This is a genomic window from Ruegeria sp. SAZA006, assembly GCF_059613465.1.
The window spans coordinates 204,338-227,808 of record NZ_JBXWSO010000004.1 but is presented as its reverse complement, the minus strand read 5'-3'; the positions used below and the strand labels follow the sequence as shown (position 1 = coordinate 227,808).

The following is a 23,471-nucleotide window of genomic DNA, read 5'->3' as shown; positions in this document are numbered from 1 at the left end:
GATCAATGAAATCCGGACCAACCGGATCAAGAATTGACGCAACAGGGGGTCTTGTGACCGGCACTTCTAGCGACGCCGCGTTTGTCGAATTTCAACGCGTTCAAAAATCGTATGACGGCGAAAATCTTGTCGTCAAAGACCTTAACCTCGCGATGCCAAAGGGCGAGTTTCTGACAATGTTGGGCCCATCGGGATCTGGCAAGACCACTTGCCTGATGATGCTGGCCGGGTTCGAAACTGCGACGCATGGCGAAATTCTGTTGGATGGGCGACCGATCAACAACATCCCGCCGCACAAGCGTGGCATCGGGATGGTGTTTCAGAACTATGCCCTGTTCCCGCACATGACTGTGGCTGAGAACCTCGCCTTTCCGCTGGAAGTCCGAAAAATCGGCAAATCCGAGCGCGAAGAAAAGGTCCAGCGCGCCCTCGACATGGTGCAGATGGGTGCCTTCGGCAGCCGCAGACCCGCGCAGCTGTCGGGCGGACAACAACAGCGTATCGCCTTGGCCCGCGCGCTGGTCTTCGAACCCGAATTGGTTCTTATGGATGAACCGCTGGGCGCATTGGACAAACAGCTGCGCGAGCACATGCAGTTTGAAATCACGCGTCTGGCCCATGAATTGGGGATCACGACCGTCTATGTGACCCACGACCAGACCGAAGCGCTGACCATGTCAGATCGCGTAGCGGTATTTGACGATGGTCGGATCCAGCAGCTTGCACCGCCGGACCAGCTTTATGAAGAGCCAGAAAACAGTTTCGTTGCGCAGTTCATCGGCGAAAACAACACGCTGGAAGGCGTTCTGAAATCCGTCGATGGCGGGAAATGCGTCGTAGCGCTGGACGATGGGTCCGAGATTGATGCGGTTCCGATCAACGTCAGCCAACCGGGGGAACGGACCAAGGTCTCGATCCGGCCCGAGCGCGTGGAATTCAACAAGGATCGCCTCAGCCCCGAAGCGCATACGCTCAAGGCTGTGGTCAAGGAATTCATCTACATGGGCGATGTATTCAGATTCCGCATGTCGGTGGCCGGCAATGATGAATTCATCGTCAAGACCCGGAATGCTCCTGACGCCGTCAGGCTGACACCGGGTCAGGAGATCGAGATCGGATGGCTGGCGCAAGATTGCCGCGCTCTGGACGCCTAGGCGCGCCCGGCTTCGCAATCCGCCCCCAAGCCGAAAGAACCGACCGACGAAAACCCGTGCGTTGGTCGACCAAGCATAAAACGGGAAAAACTGGGAGCTACATATGAAACGTACCACCACAATGCTGACAGCTGTTGCACTGGCAACTGCAGCAGGCGGAGTTTCCGCCGAAGAAATGACGATCGTGTCCTGGGGCGGCGCCTATTCCAAGTCGCAGCTCAAGGCCTATCACGAGCCCTATTCGGAAAAAACCGGCGTCACCATCCTGAACGATGACAGCTCGGCCGAGGCCGTGGCCAAACTGCGCGCCATGAACGAGGCGGGCAACATCACATGGGATGTGGTCGACGTGGTTGCCGCGGACGCGATCCGTCTGTGTGACGAAGGTCTGGCGATGGAAATCGACCCGGATACGCAGCTGGCGCCCGCGCCGGACGGCACTCCGGCTTCGGAAGACTTCGGCGATCTGCTGGTCAGCGAATGCTTCATCCCTCAGATCGTGTATTCGACCACCTTTGGGTATCGGACCGACATGGTCGGGGACAACCCGCCGACCGACATCTGCGCGGTCTTCGACCTGGAGACCTATCCCGGCAAGCGGTCGCTGGAAAAGCGTCCGATCAACAACATGGAATGGGCCCTGCTGTGCGACGGCGTCCCGAAGGACGAAGTGTATGACGTCCTGGCAACCGACGAAGGCCAGGATCGTGCTCTGAAGAAGCTGGACACCATCAAGGACAGCGTCGTCTGGTGGTCCGCCGGTGCCGATACGCCCCAACTGCTGGCTGACGGCGAAGTCGTTATGGGCTCGACCTACAATGGCCGCCTGTTCAGCGTCATCGAAGAGCAGAAGCAGCCCGTCGCCATGCTGTGGGACGCGCAGGTCTTCGATCTGGACGGCTGGATCATTCCCGCCGGTCTGAGCGAAGAGCGCAAGCAACGCGCGCTGGACTACATCATGTTCGCGACCGACACCCAGCGGCTGGCGGATCAGGCCAAGTACATCTCGTACGGCCCGGCTCGCGCTTCGTCGGCTCCGCTGGTCGGCAAGCATGCCGAACTGGGAATCGAAATGGCTCCGCACATGCCGACCGATCCGGAAAACGCCAAGAACACGTTCCTCTACAACTACGAGTTCTGGGCTGACTACCGCGACGACATCGACGCCAAATTCCAGGCGTGGTTGGCGCAATAAGCGCTTGAAACTCTGAAGAAACGTCAGGTGGCGGTGCGCCGCCATCTGACCCTGGCACAACCAAGAGGCACTGATGACTGACGCAAGCCAAACCGCAGGACCCATGCTGGCAGCGGACGGAACGCCGCTCAAGCAATCGCTGGCGCGTTCATTGCGACGTCAGAAACTGCGCGCGCTTATGCTGATCGCGCCTTTGCTTCTGTTCGTGCTGTTTTCCTTCCTGGTACCGATCGCATCGATGCTGTTTCGTTCGGTCGAAAACGGGATTGTCTCGGAAACCCTGCCCTTGACGGTCGAAGCGCTGGACAACTGGGATGAAACCAGCGGCGAATTGCCGGGCGAGGACGTCTATGATGCCTTCGTTCGCGACATGGTGGTCGCGATCGAAAACAAGCAACACACCCGGCTCGGCACGCGTCTGAACTACGAAGAAACCGGCATGTCTTCGCTGTTCCGCCAGTCCGGCCGCAAGATCAAACGGTTGGACCCTGAAACCGACGGTCCGTTCAAGGAAAAGTTGATCGAGATCCATGACGGCTGGGGGGAACCGCAGACCTGGCGCGTGATCAAGACCCATGCGGTTCCGATCACCAACGGCTACTTCCTGAACGCAATCGACATGCGGCGCACCCCAGAAGGTGCCCAGGCACAGCCGGAAGACAAGCAAATTCTTATCAAACTGTTCGGGCGAACGCTGTTCATGTCGCTGGTAATCACCGGGGCCTGCATCCTGCTCGCCTATCCGGTCAGCTACCTGCTGGCGACCCTGCCAATGCGCGTGTCGAACCTGCTGATGATTCTGGTTCTGCTGCCATTCTGGACATCGCTTCTGGTGAGGACATCCGCGTGGAAGGTCATGCTGCAACAGCAGGGCGTCATAAACGATACTCTCGTCTGGCTCGGGCTGGTCGCAGATGACGCGCGGCTGATCATCATCAACAACCAGATCGGCACGATCATTGCCATGACGCATATCCTGCTGCCGTTCATGATCCTGCCGATGTATTCGGTGATGCAGACGATTCCGCCATCCTACACTCGCGCGGCCAAATCCATGGGCGCCACGAACTGGACCACGTTCTGGCGGATCTACTTCCCGCAATCCATCCCGGGCATCGGAGCGGGGTCGATCCTCGTGTTCATTCTGGCCATCGGCTACTACATCACGCCTGAAATCGTGGGCGGCACCAAGGGTGTCTTCATCTCGAACCGGATTGCCTATCACATATCGTCGTCGTTGAACTGGGGCCTGGCTGCAGCATTGGGGACGATCCTGCTGGCGGTGGTTCTGATCCTCTACTGGGTCTACGACAAGATCGTGGGCATCGATAACGTGAAGCTGGGGTAATCGACATGGCCGCACTGACACCAATTTCGCGCAAGCCCCTATCCATGGTCCTGCCCAGCGTCGCACTGGCCGGCGCGTTCGCCGGCATGTTTGTCGGCGCAGGAAACGGCTCGGTTCCCCTGGGAATGATCGGCGGCGCGGCGCTGACTGCCCTCTTGGCCTGGATCTACATCTCGGTCCTCAAGAACGAGCGGCTTGCCTACTGGATCAACATTATCGGCTTCGCGGCCGTCGGCTTCGCGGTTTCGGGGCCAATGGGCGGTGTGCTTGGCTTCTTGGGCGGCTGGTTTTTCGCATGGTTCACATTCTGGCTGTACGAGGGCCGATACCGCCGTAAGCTGCTGCCTTATCTGACGGCGCAGCAGGTATTCTATCACTACCTGTTCCGGGTGATCTGCGGCGCGATCTTCGTTTTCCTGATCACGCCGATTCTGGTGGTTCTTCCGCTGTCGTTCAACGCGCAGGACTTCTTTACCTTTACGCCCGAGATGCTGCGGCTGGACCCCGAAGGGTATTCGCTGAAGCATTACCAGGATTTCTTCACCAACAACGAATGGCAGCGCAGCTTCAAGAACTCGCTGATCATTGCGCCCATCGCCACGATCATTTCGGTAACGCTGGGAACGCTGGCAGCCATCGGTCTCAGCCAATCGCATGTGCCGGGGCGGCGCGCCATCATGGGGATCCTGATTTCTCCGATGATCGTGCCGCTGATCATCTCAGCGACGGGCATGTTCTTCTTCTACAGCGACATCGGCCGCTTCCTTGAAGGCACTTTGGGCATGAACAAAACCTTTGTGGGCTATCTCAAGGTGATTCTGGCCCACGCCGTTCTGGGCATTCCCTTCGTCATCATCACCGTGACCGCCACGCTGGTCGGGTTTGACCGCTCGCTGACGCGGGCTGCTGCGAATATGGGCGCGGGCCCGGTACGGACCTTTTTCAAGATTCAGATGCCGCTGATCCTGCCGGGCGTGATCTCGGGCGGGCTGTTCGCCTTCATCACTTCGTTCGACGAGGTGGTCGTGGTGCTGTTCGTCGGATCGGCCAGCCAAAAGACGCTGCCGTGGCAGATGTTCACCGGCCTGCGCGAGCAGATCAGCCCGACCATCCTGGCCGTGGCCACGATCCTCGTCGTCATCTCGATCGCGCTGCTCACCACGGTCGAGCTGCTGCGGCGGCGGTCGGAACGTCTGCGCGGGCTGACACCGGCTTGACCGGCGGCATTTGCTGATCTAACGATTTCCTTGTTCATCCCCTGCTGCGATGGCGTCGCAGCACCCAAGGGGGTGATCGGCTCTCGGACCCCGAGACCGCCTGTCCTGTACGCCGGGACATGTGGCTGGGCTTTGCACGTCCGGCAAAGAAGCGAGAGAGCACATGACAGACCTTTCAAATCGCCCCGAATTCTTCACCTGCCACAACGGCGACAAGGCGCCCCTGCCCTTCAGTCGGGCCGAGTACGACCGCCGGTTGGCCAAACTGCGCGCCATCATGGCGCAGCGGGACATCCCGGTCGTTCTGCTGACCTCGATGCAGAACATCGCCTACTACTCGGGCTTTTTGTACTGCGCCTTCGGCCGGCCCTATGGCTGCGTGGTGACGCAGGACACTTGCACCACCGTGTCGGCGAATATCGACGCGGGCCAGCCCTGGCGCCGGTCGGTCGAAGACAACGTGATCTACACCGACTGGAAGCGCGACAACTACTGGCGCGCCGTAGCCAGCCTGATCGGGAATGCCCGCCGGATCGGCATCGAAAGCGACCAGATGACGCTGGCTGCGCGCGACACGGCCCTGGCCATGCTGAACCAGCCCGAGCTTTTGGACATCGCTCCCGACACGATGGCCGCGCGGATGGTGAAATCGGCCGAGGAGATCGAACTGATCAAGGGCGGCGCCCGCACGGCGGATGTGGGCGGCGCAGCCATCCATGCCGCGATCCGTGAAGGTGCCACCGAGATCGAGATTGCCATGGCCGGCCGCGACGCGATGGAGATCGAGATCGCCCGCGCCTATCCCGAAGCCGAGTACCGCGACACCTGGGTCTGGTTCCAGTCAGGCCTGAACACCGACGGCGCGCACAACCCCGTCACCAAGCGGGCGCTGCAGAAAGGCGATATACTGTCGCTCAACACCTTCCCGATGATCTCGGGCTATTACACCGCGCTGGAACGCACCCTGTTCCTGGGCGAGCCCGACGCCGACAGCCTACGCCTGTGGCAGGCCAATGTCGCCGCCCACGAACTGGGGCTGAGCCTGATCAAACCCGGCGCGACCTGTTCCGGCATCACCGCCGAGATCAACCGGTTCTTCGCCGATCAGGGCCTGCTGCAATACCGCTCGTTCGGATACGGCCATTCCTTCGGCATCCTCAGCCACTATTACGGCCGCGAGGCGGGCCTGGAACTGCGCGAAGACATCGACACTGTGTTCGAGCCGGGCATGGTGGTGTCCATCGAGCCGATGCTGTGGATTCCCGAAGGTCAGCCCGGCGCGGGCGGCTACCGCGAGCACGACATTCTGGTCGTAGGCGAGGATGGGGCCGAGAATATCACCGGCTTTCCGTACGGACCGGAACACAACATCATAAAGGCGTGATGCAAGGGGGCAAGGCATCAGCCTTGCCCCTGTTTCCGCTGGAAACGGGTGTCAGGCCAGGATGGCGTGGATTTTGTCCAGCGTCGCGACGCTGACACCAACCCCGTCCTTGTTGGCCTTAAGGCGCTTGGCGCGCCGACCATCGCCGGGCAGACGCGCTCCTTCCTGATACCGGATCGCCTCGACCAGTTCCGCGATATTGGCGGCAAACCCCGACCCGGCCGTAGCGCCGGGGTCGATGGCAATGAAGAACTGGCCGGTTTTTGGCGGGCCGCCCACAGTTCCGGAAAAGGGTGAAGCATGGATGCCCAAAGTGGCCCCGGTCAATGCGGCGGCCATTACCTCGGTCAGGAGTGCGACGCCCACGCCCTTGTAGCCGCCCGAAGGCGCCATCGAGCCCTTGAGGCCAACGGCCGGGTCAGTTGTCGGGTTGCCATCAGGGTCCAGCGCCCAACCGACCGGAATCGGTTTTCCCTCGCGGGCGTGCTTCATGACCTCGCTTTTTGCGATCGTGCTGGCACTTTGGTCGATCAAGACGGCAGGCTGCCCGTCAGCACCCGGAACGGCCAGCGAAAAAGGGTTCGTGCCCACGACGGGCCGTGAACCACCCGACGGTGCAATGGATGCAGGTGCATTGGTGAACCCCAGACCAACAAGGCCCGCCTGAGCCAAGCGATAGGTGTGATACCCCAGCACACCACAGTTGTAACTGTTGCGGATGGCCAGCGCAGCTATCCCCTGCTCGCGTGCGGCCGGGATCAACGCATCGAACCCCAAGTCGATCGCCGGGTGCGCGAAACCGGTGGCCGCATCAACGACCACCACGCCCGGTTTGGGGGCAGACATCACCGGCTGTGCTCGCCCGTCTACCTTGCCACACTGTACGTGCTCGCAATAGATCGGGATGTAGGCCAGCCCGTGGCTGGCCACTCCATCCGCCTCGGTCGCGGCGGTCGCAACCGCCAACGGCCGGGCATTGTCCTCGGACGTGCCGGCCGCCATCAGAGCGCGCAGCGACAGGTCCTCGATTTCAGCAAGAGACAGCGTTCGGGTTTCTGGCATCTCGGCCTCCTCAGTCATTATCGGACAAACCAGCACCGGCACCCAACCGGCGAGACTCCTCGGTTGCCGGGGCATAGGTGCGTTGAGCCAGAGTGTTCAAAAAAGCCAGAGCCGCAGACGCCGGCAGGGCGCGCGTCCGCTTGGCGCGCAGTTTTTTTGGTGTACCACCGATCCTTACGATGACCTTTGTGGCGCTTTCCGGCCAAAGATCCGGAGCGTCAACGACCTCCCCATCCGTGGTGGCACTGAGTTCAGCGCAGACGACGGTCACAGTGGTCTGCAATCGGCGTGCAGCGTTGCCAGCGAACGGCACGAGAAACAGCGGAACCGCCACGTCATGCAGAACGATCGGCCCGCGGCCCAGATGTTCCGAACAATCTGACAGCAGCATCCCCGCCCCCAACGGGCACATCTGCCCATGCGCCCGCCAATTCACCCCGAGGTCCCGCGGCGTGTGCGCATCAATCCCAACGGCAAACTCCTGGCGCAGGACAGCTGACAAGGCGGCTGCACCGTCAAAACCTTGCAGACATAGCCAGCGGGTCGCTTTGGCGGCATCCTCGGCCGCCCCCCAGTGATGACCCGCCCCACGTGCCGCGCGTTTTGCCAATCCTTCGACCTCGTTCAGCGACAGGTTCATACCGGCACCTCAGGATAAACCCAGAAATCGGCATTTTCGGGCGAAAGATTCTCTGGGTAAGGCGCGCCTGAATACATGCAGATACGGACCCAACGGTCCGAGCGGGGATCGAAATGCGTCGCGCCGAAAAAGGACAGTTTGGCGCGGAGCATGTCGATCGGCAGAACCGATGCACCTATCGTGTTGTCTCGGATCTCGCTGTAGGGGGCCTTGCGGCTGATCTGCGCCCGGCGGATCGTGTGGCGATGTTCAGGATGGCGCAGAAGAAATTCCGCTGTGGTCGCGGCTGTGTCCCAATCGGCCATTGCCGAATGTGCCGCTGCCGCATCCCGTGCCGGGGCAAGCGGTTGTTCGTACTCGGCTACCGGCTCGTCAAAGCGCTCACCCAGTCTGGGTTCCAGCTTTTCTTCCGACACATACCAGACCCGTGCGCAGGCTTCCCGGGCGCCCCAGTCCAGATCCAACGCCCAGCCGAAACTGTCGCGGATCGCCTGCTGCACATCGGCCAGCGGCATGGCGCCGTCAATCTCGTACAGATGCGGGCTTGAATCTGCCATGCATCCTGACAAACCGTCCACCAAGTCTGAATAGGGTTCGAGGATCAGGGAAAGAAGCAACTCCTGCCCCTCCTCGCTCAGAACAGTTTCCGACCACTCCACCAGACGGTTCCACGGTCTTCGTCCCGTAAGCTCGTCATGGCGAAGAAAGTCCGCGATCGCCCCGAGGTCCGATTTCAGAGCAGACAGTTTCCGCTCTTGTATCGGATGTTCCGAATGCCATTGGCCAATCGACAATTGGCTGCGATCAAACACCGACCGGAATACACTGACTTCTTCTTTGGTCGCGGTTTCCACGGCCCGAACCCGAGCAATTGCCTCCTCGCGCGCCATGATCCAGTTGTTCAGTAGGACCGGATGATTGATCAGGAAGGGCGCCATGCCCAGTCCCGTGGAATTGCCGATGCCCAAGCGGCGCGCGATATCAGGAGACATCCTGACGGCCTTGCTTCCCCCTTTGGCGCGCGCCATGTGTTCGACCAGGTCCCGCACGAAGGCGCGGGTGAGGAAGACCGACAGCATCTCGGCCTGAAACGGCCCCTCGGTTTCCGCACGGTTTGCAAGGTTTTCCCGGTCCGCGGCGCCGAATTTACCCGATCCGTACACAGCCGTAGTTCGCATCAGGTAGCCAACCTTTTGGATCTGCTCCAGATCCGGCTGTCGACCGTCGGCCAGGGCTTCGACTACATGCGCCCACAATCGGACCGAGCGGTTGGCCCGGGACAGCGACAGTTCGGTTTCGCTGATCCGACCGGCCTCTTGCAGCGGAACATTGCGGGACAGCCGGTCAAGGTCGGCTTCGGAAGGGATTCCGTCAAATAGGGTGAAGGTCGCGTCCCACGCATCCGCGATCACTCGGTCCGACCGTTTTTCAGGTGGAAGATCATGGGCGAAGGCCACCAGAGAATACGCGCGCTCGGGTCCTTGGGCGACATAGACGGCTCGTCCGACACCTGCCTCGTCAATCTCGAACACCGGCGTGGAAAACCGCCAGTTGTCGCGTGCCAGGCGGCGGGTCAGAACGCGCATGAAGCTGAGCCTGCACTGGTGCAAAGACCCGAGCCGGCTGAGCCGCATAACGGTTGCCGGATCCCGGCGCGCGATATGCGGCCCCGGTCCGGTCAATTCTGGACAGGTCCGAAGTTGTCCGCAAAGAAGCGGTACCAGTTCTGCCCCATGATCCCGGTGACTTCGGTCGGGGTCATCCCAACCGCGAGAAGGCCGGCCTCGATCTTGTCAAAGTCACGATTGTCCCGGAACCACTTTGGCATCGGCGGAAAACCCGGGTTCGCCGACGATCCTTCGCCATAGTCTATTTCCTTGGTCCAGCGACCCACACGCATCCACTCAACAACGCTGTCGGGTTGGTCCTGGCACAGGTCGGTTCCGATCCCGAGATGCTGTGTTCCGTATTTTTCAGCCGTTCGGGCAATCATGGTGCAAAAGCTTTCAAGCGTGCAGTCGGACTTGTCCTTCAGGTGATGAGGGTAGACCGAAAACCCAAGCATCCCACCTCTTTCCGTCACGGCGCGGATGACGGGGTCACGCTTGTTGCGCAGGGCGGGCGCCCATTCATGCGGATTGGCGTGGGTGATGGCGATCGGACGCGCGGAAAGGTCGGCCGCCTCGATCGTCGAGCGGTCGGCCGAATGGCTCATGTCGATGACCAATCCCACGCGGTTCATCTCCTTGATCACCTGCCGCCCCATCCGGGTGATACCGGTGTCTTCAGCCTCGTAGCAGCCGGTCGCCAGCAGGGATTGGTTATTGTAGGTCAACTGCATGAACCGGGCACCAAGGTCGTACAGCATTTCGATCAGCCCAATGTCATCTTCCATGGGTGACGGGTTCTGGAAACCAAAGAAAACGGCCGTACGCCCGGTGTCACGCGCGGTATCGATGTCGTTGGCCGATCGCCCCTTTATGATCAGGTCCGGGAACAACTCGAACCAGCGGTTCCATTTCTCGAGGTTCTGAACCGTTTCACGAAAATTCTCGTGGTAGGCGACGGTGACGTGAATGGCATCCACGCCCCCTTCCCGCAATTGCCGGAAGATCTTTTCCGACCAGTTGGCATATTGCAGGCCGTCAATCCGCATCAGATCGGGGTCCCGGCGCTGATATAGGCGGTTTTGACCGTGGTGTAGAACTCGGCGGCCGCTTTGCCCTGTTCTCGCGGTCCATACGAGCTGTCGCCCCGGCCACCGAAAGGAACGTGATAATCAGTGCCTGCCGTGGGCAAATTGACGGTCACGACACCGGTTCTTGCATGACGCCGGAAATGCGTCGCGCGCGCAAGATTCTGGGTCACGATGCCCGATGTCAGGCCGAAATTCGTGTCATTCACGATCGTCAAAGCCTCATCATAGCTGTCGACCTTGAGCACGCTGGTCAGCGGGGCAAACATCTCTTCCCTGTTGATCCGCATGGTGTTGTTCGTATTCACGAACACGCCGGGCGACATGTAATACCCGTCATGCGGCAGCTCCAGCCGTTGCCCGCCGCACGCCAGCTCGGCGCCTTCGGATTGGCCAAGTTCGACATAGGCCAGGTTCTCTTGCAGTTGTTGCTCGCTGACGACCGGCCCCATCTGCGTGCCTTCCTCCAGGGCATGCCCGACCTTCATTGCCTTGGCACCGGCGACAAGCTTCTCGACAAACGCGTCGTGGATCGCGGCATGGACCACCAATCGCGAAGAGGCGGTGCATTTCTGCCCGGTGCCGCCAAAAGCTCCGCCCAGTGCAAGTGACACCGCCAGATCCAGATCCGCGTCATCCATCACGGCCAACGCGTTTTTGGAGCCCATCTCCATCTGCACCTTGGTCAGGTTCTGGATGGCTGCTGCGGCAATGCCCTTGCCGACGGGTACCGATCCGGTGAACGAAATCGCATCCACCTGAGGGCTCTCAACCAGTCTTTGGCCGATTGCGCCGCCTGACCCCATGACCAAACTGAAAAGACCCTTGGGAATGTCCTGACGCTCAATGATCTCGGTCAGGGCCACGGCTGACGCAGGGGTCAGGTTGGCCGGCTTCCACACAACGGCGTTCCCATAACACAAAGCGGGCGCGATCTTCCATGCGGCCGTAGCTGTCGGGAAATTCCAAGGAGAGATTACCGCGACAACCCCGACCGGTTCGCGGCGCACGTCGATTTCGACGCCCTCACGTACGCTGTCCGCGTTTTCACCAATCTGACGCAGGCATTCCGCCGCATAATATGTAAAGAACTGCCCCGCGCGGTAAACCTCGCCCTTGCCCTCAGCAAACGGCTTCCCCTCTTCTCGCGACAACAACCGCCCCAACTCTTCGGCGCGGGACATCAACTCTGTCCCGATACTCATCAGAACCGCCTGCTTGCGTTCCAACCCATAAGCCGCCCATTCCAGCTGCGCGTTACGTGCCTGATCAAGGGTCACGGACAGCTGATCGGCGCTTGCCTGGGCGAACAGGCCAATCACATCCGTCAGATCAGAGGGGTTGCGGTTCTCGATCGCGGTGTCGCCGGCCATCCACTCGCCGGCAATCAGGTTCAATTTTGTCACAGGGGGCCTCGGGTCCGGTACGTTTCACGAACAGAATAGACCTCTGCCCGGACATCAGGCAAACTCAAACAAATTTAATGAACTTCAGGAAATCTGAAATTTGTCTTTGAAACTGGAAATGCTCCGCTGCTTTTGCACAGTCGCCCAGTCCGGAAATCTTGCCGAAGCCGCAAGCCGTCTGGGTCGCACTCAGTCTGCGGTTTCGATGACCCTGAAACAGTTTGAAGAACATCTCGGCAAACGCTTGTTTCTGGGTGAGCGAAAGAACCAACTGTCGCCTTTGGGGGCGGAAGTCTTTGCCCTCGCCCAAAATCAGGTGCGCCAATTTGACGACACGGTCCAAAGCATTGAAGCCCTGGCCAAAGCGTCCCAAGGGCTGATCCGGATCGTTTCCGTCCCTTCGGTGGCAGCACTTCTGTTTCCATCGCTGCTTGACCACCTGTCCAGCACCTTTCCCGGCCTGAAGATCGAGCTGAGGGACACCGACACCCGGCAGGTTTTGGACAGCCTCGCCGAGGGGCGGGCGGATGTGGGGATTGCCTCGGGCCATCACCCCTTGAACGGAATACGGGCCGAGCCGCTGTTTCAGGACAGGTTCGGGCTTGTGGCCGCCGCCGATCACGCCCTGATCACCGCGCACGAGCCTCCAACGCTGAACCAGGTCGCGGCCAAGGGGTTCGTGCACAACTCGCTGTGCCAACTCATTGAAAATCCGGGTTTCGAAGACGTAATCGCAGAGTCTGCGATCACGGTGCACAACACTCACTCGTTGATCGCCATGGTCGCAACCGGGCGGTGGGTGACCATACTGCCCGAAACGGTCGCACGGTTTCTGCCGGAAAACACTGCCTTCCGTCCGATCGAGGATTTGTCGGACGTTCGTGATGTCTATCTGTACACCCGCGAGCGAACACAGTTCCCCGAAGTGGCAGAAGAATGTCGCAGGCATATCCTGAATTGGCCTCGCGATTGAGACCCCAGAGAACAACCCTGCCAAGCGCACCCACTCGGGAGGGGCAAGCTTGCGGAATGCGTTTCCTAAATACGATGGACAAAATACGTGCTGAACCAGCGGAAAACCGTTGCGCGTTCAGAAAAGGGAAATCTTTTCTAGCGTGTTCGAAGAAGATGGTGCCCCCACACGGCATTGAACATGTGCATCACAATGCACCAAGATTCCGCTAGTATGATTTTTTTAGGAATGAAAACAATGAATTTAACCGGTTCAACGATCACTATGCCTCAAAGTGCGTCTTGAAACCGCAGGAAAAAAGGGGGATAAAACAGGGGATACAGATTGCTGTGAGGGGATATGGCCGGATCACTCTACAAGTTGAGCGCGGCAAAGGTCCGCAGTGCCGGATCAGGCAAACACAGTGATGGCGGGGGGCTGTACCTCTATCGACTTAACACAGGGGACCAATGGGTGTTTCGCTTCACCTACTCGGGTAAGCGCAAAGAGATGGGTTTGGGCGGTTATCCCGGCGTGACATTGGCACAGGCTCGTGAAATGGCTGACGCCTACCGGGGGATCGTCAAGCGTGGCGGCAACCCTATTGAAGTTCGCAATGCAGAAAAAGCGGAGGCCGTCGCCAACCAGATTGCCAACGATCCCATGGCCCGCGAAAAGAGACTGTTGAAGAATATTGCGCCTTTAGCCTTCGAAGCCCGCAAAGCGCAGTTGAAAGACGATGGGAAAGCTGGGCGTTGGTACAGCCCAATCAAAACACACATCCTGCCCACCTTGGGTGAAAAGCCAGTTGAGGATGTCACCGGCACCGCTATCGCCGACGCCCTCCGCCCGATATGGCACACCAAGACGGATGTCGCCCGGAAAGCTCTGACGCGCCTGAAAGCCTGTCTGAGCTACGCCAGCGCCAAGAAATACGAGGTTGACCGCCACGCCATCGAAGACGCCCGTGAACTTCTAGGCAAACAAGTACATAAGGCGAAGAATATACCATCGATGAACTGGCGGGACGTTCCAGCGTTCTATCAGAGCCTCGACGGCGGTGGCACGGTTCAACTTGCCTTACAGCTTTTGATCCTGACGGGGTTGCGATCTCGACCGATAAGATTCGCAAAGACGAACCAGATTGACAACAATGTCTGGACGATCCCTGCAGAAATGGTCAAAGGCCCGCGGGGCAAGACCGATGACTTTCGGGTGCCGTTATCCAATGAGGCACTTCGGATCGTTGATAAAGCACGGGAAGCCGCCCGCGATGGATATTTATTCCCCGGCGTCCGTAAAGGCGTAATCAGCGACGCCAGTATGTCCCGCCATATGGAGCGGTTGGAATTGGAAGCGCGCCCACACGGGTTCCGTGCCAGCTTCAGGACCTGGGCCGACGAAGCGACCAGTACAGACTATGAAATTAAGGAAACTGCGATCGGGCACAAGGTTGGGTCAGCCGTCTCACGCGCCTACCAAAGGTCCGACTATATTGACCAAAGACTTTTGTTGGCGGAACGCTGGGCAGCGCATGTGACTGGAAAGAAGGCTGATGTCATTTTCAATTTGAGAGGTGTGAAATGAGGGCAGATTGGTGCAGTGCAACCATCGGCTACTCTCAAAAATATACTAAATTACAAGAACGTAGCTTCGCGAAATGAACATATTGAGCTGTACACAACAAAGGGATAACGTGCTTGCGTCAGTATCCCTCGGGAGAACGCATAAACACAGCAAGGGCGCTCTGTCTTTGGCGAGAAAAGCGCCCTCGCTGCTGAAACCGAAACCTGTCTACAGAAGGCCCGGAATAGTATGTGCGTTGGAAGAAACAAGGTATCGCCGGTAAAAGCGGTCACCTGCTTTTTTCTCCCTCCCGCTATATCAACAGAATTGTTGCAAAATGCAACACCCATTGCGCCGTTGCAATTGGATGTGTTCCAAAGCGTTTTCCGACACTGTGTGAAGCTCTTTCCTGGTCGTCTGCCCATCATGAGGTAATTACATGGCAGACCAAATCACCAACCCTAAGAACCTGATCCGACTCAAGGACGCTATTGAACGGTATTCGTTGAGCCGGTCCACCTTCGATCGTGCGGCCAATGCAGGCGCGATTACAAAGCACACCCTGGGTCGCGCTGCGTTTGTGGACACGCATCAAATTGATGCCTGGATCTTGGGCGAAAGCCAGAGCAACTAAAACGAAACCCGCGCCAATGGGGATGACATTGGACACGGGTGATTTCGTTGAGAGGTGTAGAAATCTACACTCGAAATCTAATGTGTTCGGCCCCTCAGCGCAAGGTGAGGTCAGAGCAAATGACTATCGAAATACAATCCAATTCACGTATTTGTGGAGAAACCCTGACATTCCGCCTCGGGGGTGTCTGGCGCGCCGGCAGGGGTTCAGCACCCTGCCCCGTTTGCCAGCCTGAAGGCCGCCGCGATCAACAAGCTCTTTCGATCTCGGAATCGGGAGGCAAGTTACTGTTGTACTGCTTCAAGAACGGTTGCCGCTTCAAGGATATTGCAACCGCAGCCGATGTACCGCCTGGCAACACTTGTGTCGATCACACAGCGCGGACTGAGGCTAAGGAAAAACTCAAAGCGTACGAGTTCAACAAACTTCAACAGGCCCGAGGAATTTGGGAAGCGGCTCGCCCGATAAAAGGCACTAAGGCTGAAGCGTACCTGCGTGATCGGGGTATTACCTGCCCCATGCCGCCGTCGCTACGGTTTGCGCCAGATTTGTTTCATAGCCCGACTACGTCTTGGTGTATGGCTATGATCGCCAACGTCACTACAGGGGCCATTCACCGTACATTCTTCCACAAGAAAGGCGTGCGTGTAAGCAAGAACCCGAAACTGATGCTAGGGCCGTGCAGTGGCGGCGCTGTAGTCTTGTCAGAAGCCGCAAAGCAGCTTGTGGTGTGCGAAGGAATAGAAACAGGCCTGTCGCTCTTGTCTGGGCTTCTCAATGGTCCAGCAGCCGTCTGGGCCGCACTCAGCACGTCTGGGATGAAGGCACTGAAACTGCCGCCTTATTCAGGAAAAATTACAATCGCGACTGATGGGGATCCAGCAGGCATAGAGGCGGGGCAGTCTCTTGCTTCGCGGGCATCGTCACTTGGTTGGCAGGTATCGCTGCTACCCGCACCGGAAGGTTGTGATTGGAACGACGTTCTGCTTGGAAAGAAAGGCGGCCAGGCATGAACGAGCTAAACCCCAATATCGTGCCGTTTGATGCAGCCGCCGATTGGCCTGATCCCGATCTAACCATTGCGAAGCCAGTGCGACCACCAGCGCCCGTCATGTCCGAGGCCGACCTTGACGAGATATTCGGCATATGGGCGGCCTGGATCAGATCGGCCGCCGATGCCAAGAATGCACCGATCGACTATGTGTCACTCACGTTGCTGTCGACCGCAAGCGCGGCCATCGGCAATTCGCGTTGGGCAAGCCCTTGGGATGGCTGGAAAGAGCCCCCTGTTCTTTGGGCTATGCTGGTTGGTGATCCGTCGGCAGGTAAAAGCCCTGCACTGGATAGCGTGCTTGATCCCGTAAAGGACATTGAACGTTCACTGTCTGAGGACTATCGCCGTGCACGAGGGGATTGGGAGGCCAAAAACGAGCTGGCCTCGCTCGCCCTGGCGCAATGGAAATCCGACGCTAAAACGGCCTTGATCGAAGGTGTGGAACCACCTGCGAAACCGCCAGAGGCTGATGCGGGGAATCCTCCTGTTCGGGAGCGCATCAGCATTACCGATATCACGACTGAGAAGGTCGCTGACCTCTTGTCGTCAACCGGGCGTGGCCTGCTGCTGGCACGTGATGAGTTGTCAGGTTGGCTGTCTAGCATGGACAGATACAACGGCGGTGGCGATCGACCATTTTGGTTGGAAGCATACGGCGGGCGTAGCTATGCAATCGACCGAAAAAATAACCCTGAACCTATTATTGTTGATCACCTAAGTGTTGCGATTGTCGGCGGTACCCAGCCGGATCGCCTGTCCGATCTTTTGATAAAAACAAGTGATGACGGACTGCTCGCGAGGTTCATGGTGGTTTTTCCTGACCCCGTACCGCTTTCTCGTCCTTCGCAGGGGCTGAATGACCAGCAAATGATTGATGCCATCAATCGTCTACGTGGGTTGCCACATGTAGTTTGTGAGAAAGGCGGGAAACGTCCAAGCCTCGTTCACTTTAACGAAGCTGCCGCCAACATTCTCCATCAATTCAGGAAGCAGTGTCGAGAATGGGAAGTCGATGCAGCTGGCCTGTTTAAAAGCCATATTGGGAAGATGCCTGGGCTCGTGGTGCGTATTGCAAATGTCCTGGCCCATCTGGATTGGGCGGCAACAGACAACCCCCAATCCCCTGAACAGATTAAAGCGCACCACGTGGGCCGCGCCTGTGACTTTGTCGGGGACTATCTAAGAAAGCATGCTTTCAGGGCATACGGTACTTCCAAGTTGTCGCCTGAAGTAGAGGGTGCAAAGGTTATTGCCGATATCATTCAGACCGAAGGTATTCGTCTCTTTAAGGTCAGGGACATCCACCATCGTGGTCGTTCCGGTCTAAGTTCCGCCAATCACGTCCGAGCGGCATTGAAAGTCCTGATCGACGCGGATTGGGTCCGCGAAGTCAAGACCGAATCTGGCGGGCGACCCTCGATCAGCTACGAAGTTAATCCAAAACTGGAGGTTTGAGGCATGGGCCGTTGGTCAGATCTGGCGCGTAAGTTTGAAGTCGGTCGTATGTCTCTTCCCGACAACCGGCAGAAACTGGCAGAAAGGAACGAAGACCACGTTTCAACGGCTATTACGTCATTCGATCGCAACCGGCAAGAACCGGCAAAAAGCCCCACAGACGACACTGTTGCGGACTTTTTGCCGGTTTCGACCAGTAAGAAGTGCACGCCTGAAAACCCAACAGATAATGGGGAAACTACCTTCTTACCGGTTTCTGCCGGTTGACGGGAAAGGAAATCAATTGGTGACCGCCCGATAACCTGGACCGGTAAGGTGGTTGGCTTGGAAGACTGGCGACGCCTCTCGGAATGGGAACGCCACGGCCCAAACGGCAGGGCGTGGAACGGTCTGGCTCGGCAGTGGAAACCATAACATGAGCGCCAAAAAAACAAAGTGGTGGTAGAGCTAGGTTACTCTCACGGATTCAAAACTACACCTCTACGCCCATCGTAACAGCGTTTCCGCCTGACTTAGGACCGTGTTGATCGCAACTGGTGCGAGATCAGGTGGATATCCGTATTTTTTAAGATGCGTCGAACCAGCACCCGCAACTTGGCCCGGGCGCTTTCTTTGAGGTGCCAGTCGACGGTGACGTTCTTTTGAAGCTGTTCAACCAGCACATGAGCGATCTTTCGCAGCTCTTCGTTACCCAACCTTAGCAAACCTTAGCAAACCTTAACATGTCAGATGTCTTTGAAGACACATTGGTGTGACCGCAAGACAAACCGATTTAGTGGGTCATATACGACGCATACTTGAATAGTGCACCCGGACATCGTGGGCCTTTACGAATGACATGGATGATGCCGCTAGGAGCGCGGTGGTCATCGACACGCCCAACCCCGCGTGACTTCGGAGATATGTGTCTAATGCGGTTGAGATACTCTTGGTCGAGCCAGGGTAAGTGCCACATGGCCAATCCTCCTGCCACATTGAATCACGATGTGGCATAGAATGGAATTGAGCACGGCAAAGATCACTCAGCGCGGCAAAGCTGTCGTCCGACAGAAACACTTAGATGACCGCTCCGAGCCCATTTTGACCGATGCTGCGCGATGTCCCAATGACAGCAATGCGCAGAAAGCGGACTTCGCAAATTCGAGAATAAGGGCCCGTTGTAGACGTTCCATCGCTGTCCCGGGGCTGCCTGGCATCGGTCGGGTGGCTGTCGTTACAGCACGTTTAGGGGTTTCGAATACTCAGCGCTCAAAACAAGAGCCGCAAGTGTCCCTGTTATCGTCGCCGGTATACCCTGCTTCCAAGTATCGTACACTAGATGGCAAAATATCGCTCCGACAGATGTGCTTAGCAACGCAAGTGCTCCTAGCGGCCCGATCCAGGACGATTGAAACCAGATGGCGATTGCCCCGAAAAGTTCTCCGCATCCGACGAGGAACATGATCTGCCTGTTGAGGCCGTAGCTTTCGAACATGCCCAACTGGATTTCAAAAATCTTCTTTTGCCACCCAAAAATCTTGATGGATGAAGCAAAGAGAAAAAATGCAGATAGAAGACCGATGGCGATGTTCAGGAGCAATGCTAGTCCTTCCGGTTTGATTTCTTGTAGGCTGCCGGAGAAAGGCCCGTCCATTTACGAAACGCCCGAGAGAACGCTGTGGGGTCGGCATACCCGAGCCTTCGCGCTGTTTCGCCTACGGAAGTGTTGCCTTCGACGAGAAGGTTTTCAGCGGCATCCTGTCTTAATCGCGCAATCACCTGCGAGGCCGTCAGACCATAGGGTTTCAGCCGGTTGTTAAGCGTTTCGCGATGAAAGCCACAAAGGTCGGCTAAGGCATCGACACCAAACTCCGGTTCAGCCAAATGCACCCGTATCAGTCCTTCCAGTCCGGCAAGAAAGTCCTGCGGTGCGGCCAGATCATTCTCTTTAATCCTCAGGTCTGACGGGTTTTCCAATGCCTCCTGCGTCAGCTGGTAGCTCAGCCAGTTTGATGGAAACCTGATAGAAAACCCCTGCGGCGCACACTGGATTGCTTTGACGCCATGAAACTGTTCGGGGAGCGCATCCGGATCACTGACTTGCAGAACGACCTGGTAGGGGTCCCATCTGAAATCCAGAACCCGATGCAAAAGGGATATCCAGACGCTGGCCAGAAACGCATCGGCCTGCGCCGGTGAAACAGAAACGGCAAAGTTTCGTCTGGCGTGGAAATACGCGTGCTCGTCTTCGACAAGGAGCGATTGGGTGACAGCATTGGATTCCTTGGATACCGCCTGTGTGAACCTTGTGAAGAAGTCTCCGAGAGTCAGAGCGTCCGCCAACATGTTGCCATGTGGCAGAAACCGAACAAGGTCGACGGACTGACCGACTTTGGCGCAGAACACCGGTGATGAGGCATCTGCCACAGCCTGAAAAATCTGGTAAACCGTGTCATGGGGCACGAAATTCTGCCGGTCCATCACCTGGGCTTCATTTAGTCCCAGAGGATCGAGGACGAACGCCGGTTCGATGCTCACCTTGCGAAGGGCGGCGACAACAGGACCCGCAACGGACGCCCTGACGAGCGGCAGTGTCTTGTCCGATTTCTTGATACGTTCGCCGGTCATCGCGCCTCCTGTTCGCTGAAACTAGGACAGAGGCGCCGGAAACTTCCACCGAAAACGCGTCGAACCTTGCAGATTGCCAAAACTAATTTTCAACCTCTGACAAGGTGTCAGGCAATTTTTTGGCTCAGTCCCTAAACTCACATTGGGAACCCGACTTCTTTGATTCGCCGAAAGGAATGCCACAATGCTGTCGAAACTGGCCCAAATTCTGACGACGACCCTTGTCGCGGGTCTTTTGTCTTCAGCCCATGCCGTTGCACAGGAGGAAAGCTTTCCGATCCTCTTCACCAACGTGCATGTCTTTGACGGCGTGAACGAAGAGCGGATCGAGAATGCCAATGTTCTCGTTGTTGACAACCTGATTGCCGAGGTCTCGACCGAGCCTCTGGCTGTGGCGAATGCTCAGATCATCGACGGCGGCGGGCGCACGCTGATGCCGGGGTTAATTGATGCGCATGTGCACATGGCCATCACCGAGCCGATTGCGGACCTGAGGGACAATTTTGACTGGATGTACTGGGGCGCGGTTTCCACGGTCGAAGCAGAAAAGATGCTGTTGCGCGGCTTCACCTCCGTCCGTGATGCGGGTGGACCGGCGATGGGACTTCAGAAAGCCATCGACCGGGGCAAGGCCGTGGGTCCGCGCATCTATCCGTCCGGCCCCGTGATCTCGCAAACCTCCGGACATGGCGAGCACAGGCACTACACGGAACCGCACCCCAACTTCGAAGGGTCCTCGCCGTCGTTCTTCAACCAGCACCTTGAGTTTCTCGCTGACGGTGTCCCGGAAGTTCTGCGCGCAACGCGCGAAGCGCTTCGCCTCGGAGCATCGCAAATCAAAGTCATGGCGGGCGGTGGCGTATCCTCCAGTGTGGACCCGCTCCACACGGTGCAATACCTGCCCGAAGAACTGGAAGCTGCGGTCAAAGCCGCGGCGGACTGGGATACCTACGTCCTTGTCCACGTCTACAATGACGAGAGCATTCTGCGGTCCATCGAAGCCGGTGTGCTGAGTATCGACCATGCGCAATTGATGACCGAAGTCGGCGCGCAGGCGATCAAGGACGCGGATGTCTGGGTCGTGCCCTACTATTCTCTTCTGGGGTTGGATGAAGAAGTCGTCATCAAGGTGCTTGGGCCGCTCGCCGCCCCCAAGTTCCTGGCCGTACAAGCTGGCGCCAGAAACCAGATGAAACTTCTGAAGGAATTCGGCATCGAAAAGGTCGCCTTTTCCACCGACATCATCGGGGACCCTGCGGCGCTCACCAAGCAGAACGATGAATTCAAGTATCGACTCGAAGAGTGGTCTTCTTATGAAGTTCTTTTGCAGGCTACGTCTAAGGCCGGTGAATTGCTTGCCCTGTCAGGTCAACTCAACCCCTATCCCGCGGGTCCACTCGGCGTGATTGCAGAAGGGGCCTATGCGGACATTTTGCTCGTCGAAGGAAACCCGGTCGAGGATGCCCTGATCATGACCGACTACGAGAACAACTTCGATCTGATCATGAAAGACGGCGTGATCTACAAGAACACACTCGACTGAGTGTCGCGCGGGGTGAAGTTACCTCGGCATCCCGCGCACCAAAACACTGAAAGAAAGGCCACTCGATGAAACAGCTTAAACAGATTGCAGTGACGGCAAGCGCGTTCGTATTCGCGGCGAGCGTTTCGTTTGCGCAGGACGCTTTGCCTCAAACACTGTTCACCAACGTCCATGTTTTTGACGGTGTGAACGAAGCGCGGATCGAAAACGCCAGCGTTCTGGTTGAAGGTAACCTGATTAAGGAAGTTTCGACCGACGCCATCGACGCGCCGGACGCCACCGTGATCGACGGCGACGGACGCACGCTGATGCCGGGTTTGATCGACAGCCACGTTCACCTGAACCTGACCGGTCTGTTCACAAGCTTTGGTGGCGCGGAATATGCCAATTGGGATGGTATTGGCGCAATGGCGGCTGCGAACGCGCGTGACTACCTCATGGATGGGTACACGACGGTTCGCGATGCCTGTGGTCAAGGCGATGCGATGAAGAAACTAATCGATCAGGACATAGTCGTCGGACCGCGGGTTTACCCAAGCGGTGCCTGCATCGGTCCGCAATCCGGTCACACGGACTGGCGCAGCCCGCGTGCCCGCGCCGAAGGTGGCCCTGTCACACAGGTCGAGGAACTTAATCTCGCGGTCGTCGCAGACGGCGTAGACGAAATCAGAGCAGCCGCGCGCAGAAACCTCAGCTTCGGCGCCACGCAGATCAAGCTTACGGTTGGCGGTGGTGTTTCCTCTGAATTGGACCCCCTCTGGTCCGTTGGATACAGCGTGGAAGAGATCAAAGCCGCAGTGGACGCGGCCGCATTTTATGACACATATGTGTTCGTACACGCCTATACAGACGAGACTGTTAAACTGGCTCTCGATGCCGGAGTGAAGGTCATTGACCACGGCCAGATGGTCACCGAAGAAACCGTAAAGCGCATGGCAGATGAAGGTATTATCTGGTCGCTTAATACGGCGGGGTTCTCACCGATCCTGTTTGAGCACCCCAACTTTGCGCCCGGCACGCCCGCAGGTATCAAACTCGCGGTTGCTCAGGACCAAAGCAAAGATCTCATTGAACTGGTCAAGAAGTACAAACCCAAGATTGTGCACAATGTTGATACAGTACTTTCAACGCTTGATCAGGGCCGTGCTCACCGCGATTTCGAAAAGTACCAGTTTGCGGACTGGTTCGGAAATCACGCCATGCTGGTTTCGGCCACATCGGCGGGGGGCGAGCTGGCGCAATTGACGGGACAACGCAATCCTTACCCCGAGAAACTGGGCGTGATTGAAGAAGGTGCCTATGCCGATATCCTGATCGTCGATGGCAACCCGCTTGAAGACTTGTCCGTATTGGGAGCCCAACCGAAATGGTTTGACGCAGAACCCCGCCAAGAAGGCTTTGATACCATCCGCGTAATCATGAAGGACGGCAAGTTCTACAAGAATACGCTGGACTGAAAAGCTCAGGCATTTTGCAATCTGCCCATGCCTGCGCCGGATCGAACCTTTTCTGGCGCAGGCAGACAGCCCAAACAGTAGTCGCCCAACTCAAGGAAGAAA

At 57.8% G+C, this 23,471-nt stretch carries 21 protein-coding genes; 13 read left to right on the top strand and 8 right to left on the bottom strand.

What is annotated here, in order from left to right; all coding sequences use genetic code 11:
* Nucleotides 1-5: 5 nt before the first annotated feature.
* The 5 genes from AC2FNZ_RS03790 (at nucleotide 6) to AC2FNZ_RS03770 (ending at nucleotide 6,298) form a co-directional block, all read left to right on the top strand.
* A complete protein-coding gene (locus tag AC2FNZ_RS03790) occupies nucleotides 6-1,154 on the top strand; it encodes an ABC transporter ATP-binding protein (protein WP_370797589.1) in 1,149 nt (382 codons plus the stop codon).
* Nucleotides 1,155-1,257: 103 nt separating this feature from the next.
* Nucleotides 1,258-2,349 carry an extracellular solute-binding protein gene (locus tag AC2FNZ_RS03785; RefSeq protein ID WP_496839576.1) on the top strand — a complete coding sequence of 364 codons (1,092 nt, stop codon included), beginning with the start codon at nucleotides 1,258-1,260 and terminating at the stop codon, nucleotides 2,347-2,349.
* Nucleotides 2,350-2,422: 73 nt separating this feature from the next.
* Nucleotides 2,423-3,697 (top strand): ABC transporter permease, encoded by a 1,275-nt coding sequence (locus tag AC2FNZ_RS03780; protein WP_496839575.1) that lies wholly within the window; start codon nucleotides 2,423-2,425, stop codon nucleotides 3,695-3,697.
* A 5-nt stretch (nucleotides 3,698-3,702) separates the two neighbouring features.
* Nucleotides 3,703-4,914, top strand: a complete 1,212-nt coding sequence (locus AC2FNZ_RS03775) for an ABC transporter permease (protein ID WP_093962661.1) — start codon at nucleotides 3,703-3,705, stop codon at nucleotides 4,912-4,914.
* A 163-nt stretch (nucleotides 4,915-5,077) separates the two neighbouring features.
* The gene (locus AC2FNZ_RS03770) at nucleotides 5,078-6,298 is read left to right on the top strand and encodes an aminopeptidase P family protein (protein WP_496839574.1); all 1,221 of its coding nucleotides are present in this window, start codon (nucleotides 5,078-5,080) and stop codon (nucleotides 6,296-6,298) included.
* A gap of 51 nt (nucleotides 6,299-6,349) precedes the next feature.
* On the opposite strand, the gene AC2FNZ_RS03765 is transcribed toward AC2FNZ_RS03770, so the two are convergent.
* The 5 genes from AC2FNZ_RS03765 to AC2FNZ_RS03745 are packed head-to-tail and all read right to left on the bottom strand — an operon-like array spanning nucleotide 6,350 to nucleotide 12,068.
* Nucleotides 6,350-7,360: an Ldh family oxidoreductase gene (locus AC2FNZ_RS03765; protein WP_480725890.1), complete on the bottom strand. Its 1,011-nt coding sequence runs from the start codon at nucleotides 7,358-7,360 to the stop codon at nucleotides 6,350-6,352.
* A 10-nt stretch (nucleotides 7,361-7,370) separates the two neighbouring features.
* Nucleotides 7,371-8,000 carry a DUF3726 domain-containing protein gene (locus AC2FNZ_RS03760; protein ID WP_093962663.1) on the bottom strand — a complete coding sequence of 210 codons (630 nt, stop codon included), beginning with the start codon at nucleotides 7,998-8,000 and terminating at the stop codon, nucleotides 7,371-7,373.
* A complete protein-coding gene (locus AC2FNZ_RS03755) occupies nucleotides 7,997-9,634 on the bottom strand; it encodes a hypothetical protein (protein ID WP_496839909.1) in 1,638 nt (545 codons plus the stop codon). Before AC2FNZ_RS03755 ends, AC2FNZ_RS03760 begins: the two co-directional genes overlap by 4 nt.
* Before the next feature lie 44 nt (nucleotides 9,635-9,678).
* Nucleotides 9,679-10,656 (bottom strand): membrane dipeptidase, encoded by a 978-nt coding sequence (locus tag AC2FNZ_RS03750; RefSeq protein ID WP_496839572.1) that lies wholly within the window; start codon nucleotides 10,654-10,656, stop codon nucleotides 9,679-9,681.
* Nucleotides 10,656-12,068 carry an aldehyde dehydrogenase family protein gene (locus AC2FNZ_RS03745; protein WP_496839908.1) on the bottom strand — a complete coding sequence of 471 codons (1,413 nt, stop codon included), beginning with the start codon at nucleotides 12,066-12,068 and terminating at the stop codon, nucleotides 10,656-10,658. The genes AC2FNZ_RS03750 and AC2FNZ_RS03745 overlap by 1 nt, the downstream gene beginning before the upstream one ends.
* 151 nt (nucleotides 12,069-12,219) lie before the next feature.
* Between AC2FNZ_RS03745 and AC2FNZ_RS03740 the strand changes: the two genes are divergently transcribed.
* The 6 genes from AC2FNZ_RS03740 (at nucleotide 12,220) to AC2FNZ_RS03715 (ending at nucleotide 18,029) form a co-directional block, all read left to right on the top strand.
* Nucleotides 12,220-13,074, top strand: a complete 855-nt coding sequence (locus AC2FNZ_RS03740; protein WP_496839571.1) for a LysR family transcriptional regulator — start codon at nucleotides 12,220-12,222, stop codon at nucleotides 13,072-13,074.
* A 339-nt stretch (nucleotides 13,075-13,413) separates the two neighbouring features.
* Nucleotides 13,414-14,640 carry a tyrosine-type recombinase/integrase gene (locus tag AC2FNZ_RS03735; RefSeq protein WP_271950314.1) on the top strand — a complete coding sequence of 409 codons (1,227 nt, stop codon included), beginning with the start codon at nucleotides 13,414-13,416 and terminating at the stop codon, nucleotides 14,638-14,640.
* A gap of 418 nt (nucleotides 14,641-15,058) precedes the next feature.
* Nucleotides 15,059-15,253 (top strand): helix-turn-helix transcriptional regulator, encoded by a 195-nt coding sequence (locus tag AC2FNZ_RS03730; RefSeq protein WP_271950316.1) that lies wholly within the window; start codon nucleotides 15,059-15,061, stop codon nucleotides 15,251-15,253.
* Between the two features lie 119 nt (nucleotides 15,254-15,372).
* Complete coding sequence (locus AC2FNZ_RS03725) at nucleotides 15,373-16,266, top strand: DUF7146 domain-containing protein (protein WP_271950318.1); 894 nt, start codon at nucleotides 15,373-15,375, stop codon at nucleotides 16,264-16,266.
* Nucleotides 16,263-17,762 carry a YfjI family protein gene (locus AC2FNZ_RS03720; RefSeq protein ID WP_271950320.1) on the top strand — a complete coding sequence of 500 codons (1,500 nt, stop codon included), beginning with the start codon at nucleotides 16,263-16,265 and terminating at the stop codon, nucleotides 17,760-17,762. Before AC2FNZ_RS03725 ends, AC2FNZ_RS03720 begins: the two co-directional genes overlap by 4 nt.
* A gap of 3 nt (nucleotides 17,763-17,765) precedes the next feature.
* Complete coding sequence (locus AC2FNZ_RS03715) at nucleotides 17,766-18,029, top strand: hypothetical protein (protein ID WP_496839570.1); 264 nt, start codon at nucleotides 17,766-17,768, stop codon at nucleotides 18,027-18,029.
* Nucleotides 18,030-18,274: 245 nt separating this feature from the next.
* Here AC2FNZ_RS03715 and AC2FNZ_RS03710 read toward each other — a convergent pair whose 3' ends face one another.
* The 3 genes from AC2FNZ_RS03710 to AC2FNZ_RS03700 all read right to left on the bottom strand — a co-directional run bounded on the left by AC2FNZ_RS03710 (nucleotide 18,275) and on the right by AC2FNZ_RS03700 (nucleotide 20,369).
* Nucleotides 18,275-18,424 (bottom strand): type I restriction enzyme endonuclease domain-containing protein, encoded by a 150-nt coding sequence (locus tag AC2FNZ_RS03710; protein ID WP_271950525.1) that lies wholly within the window; start codon nucleotides 18,422-18,424, stop codon nucleotides 18,275-18,277.
* A gap of 551 nt (nucleotides 18,425-18,975) precedes the next feature.
* On the bottom strand, nucleotides 18,976-19,341 hold the full coding sequence (locus tag AC2FNZ_RS03705; RefSeq protein WP_496839569.1) for a DoxX family protein: 366 nt from the start codon (nucleotides 19,339-19,341) through the stop codon (nucleotides 18,976-18,978).
* Nucleotides 19,342-19,343: 2 nt separating this feature from the next.
* Nucleotides 19,344-20,369, bottom strand: coding sequence for a helix-turn-helix domain-containing protein (locus tag AC2FNZ_RS03700; protein ID WP_496674204.1), 1,026 nt, complete (start codon nucleotides 20,367-20,369; stop codon nucleotides 19,344-19,346).
* Between the two features lie 184 nt (nucleotides 20,370-20,553).
* Between AC2FNZ_RS03700 and AC2FNZ_RS03695 the strand changes: the two genes are divergently transcribed.
* Together AC2FNZ_RS03695 and AC2FNZ_RS03690 are read left to right on the top strand one after the other, a co-directional pair.
* Nucleotides 20,554-21,912: a metal-dependent hydrolase family protein gene (locus AC2FNZ_RS03695; protein WP_496674201.1), complete on the top strand. Its 1,359-nt coding sequence runs from the start codon at nucleotides 20,554-20,556 to the stop codon at nucleotides 21,910-21,912.
* A 65-nt stretch (nucleotides 21,913-21,977) separates the two neighbouring features.
* Nucleotides 21,978-23,369, top strand: coding sequence for a metal-dependent hydrolase family protein (locus AC2FNZ_RS03690; protein WP_496674198.1), 1,392 nt, complete (start codon nucleotides 21,978-21,980; stop codon nucleotides 23,367-23,369).
* Nucleotides 23,370-23,471 lie beyond the last annotated feature (102 nt).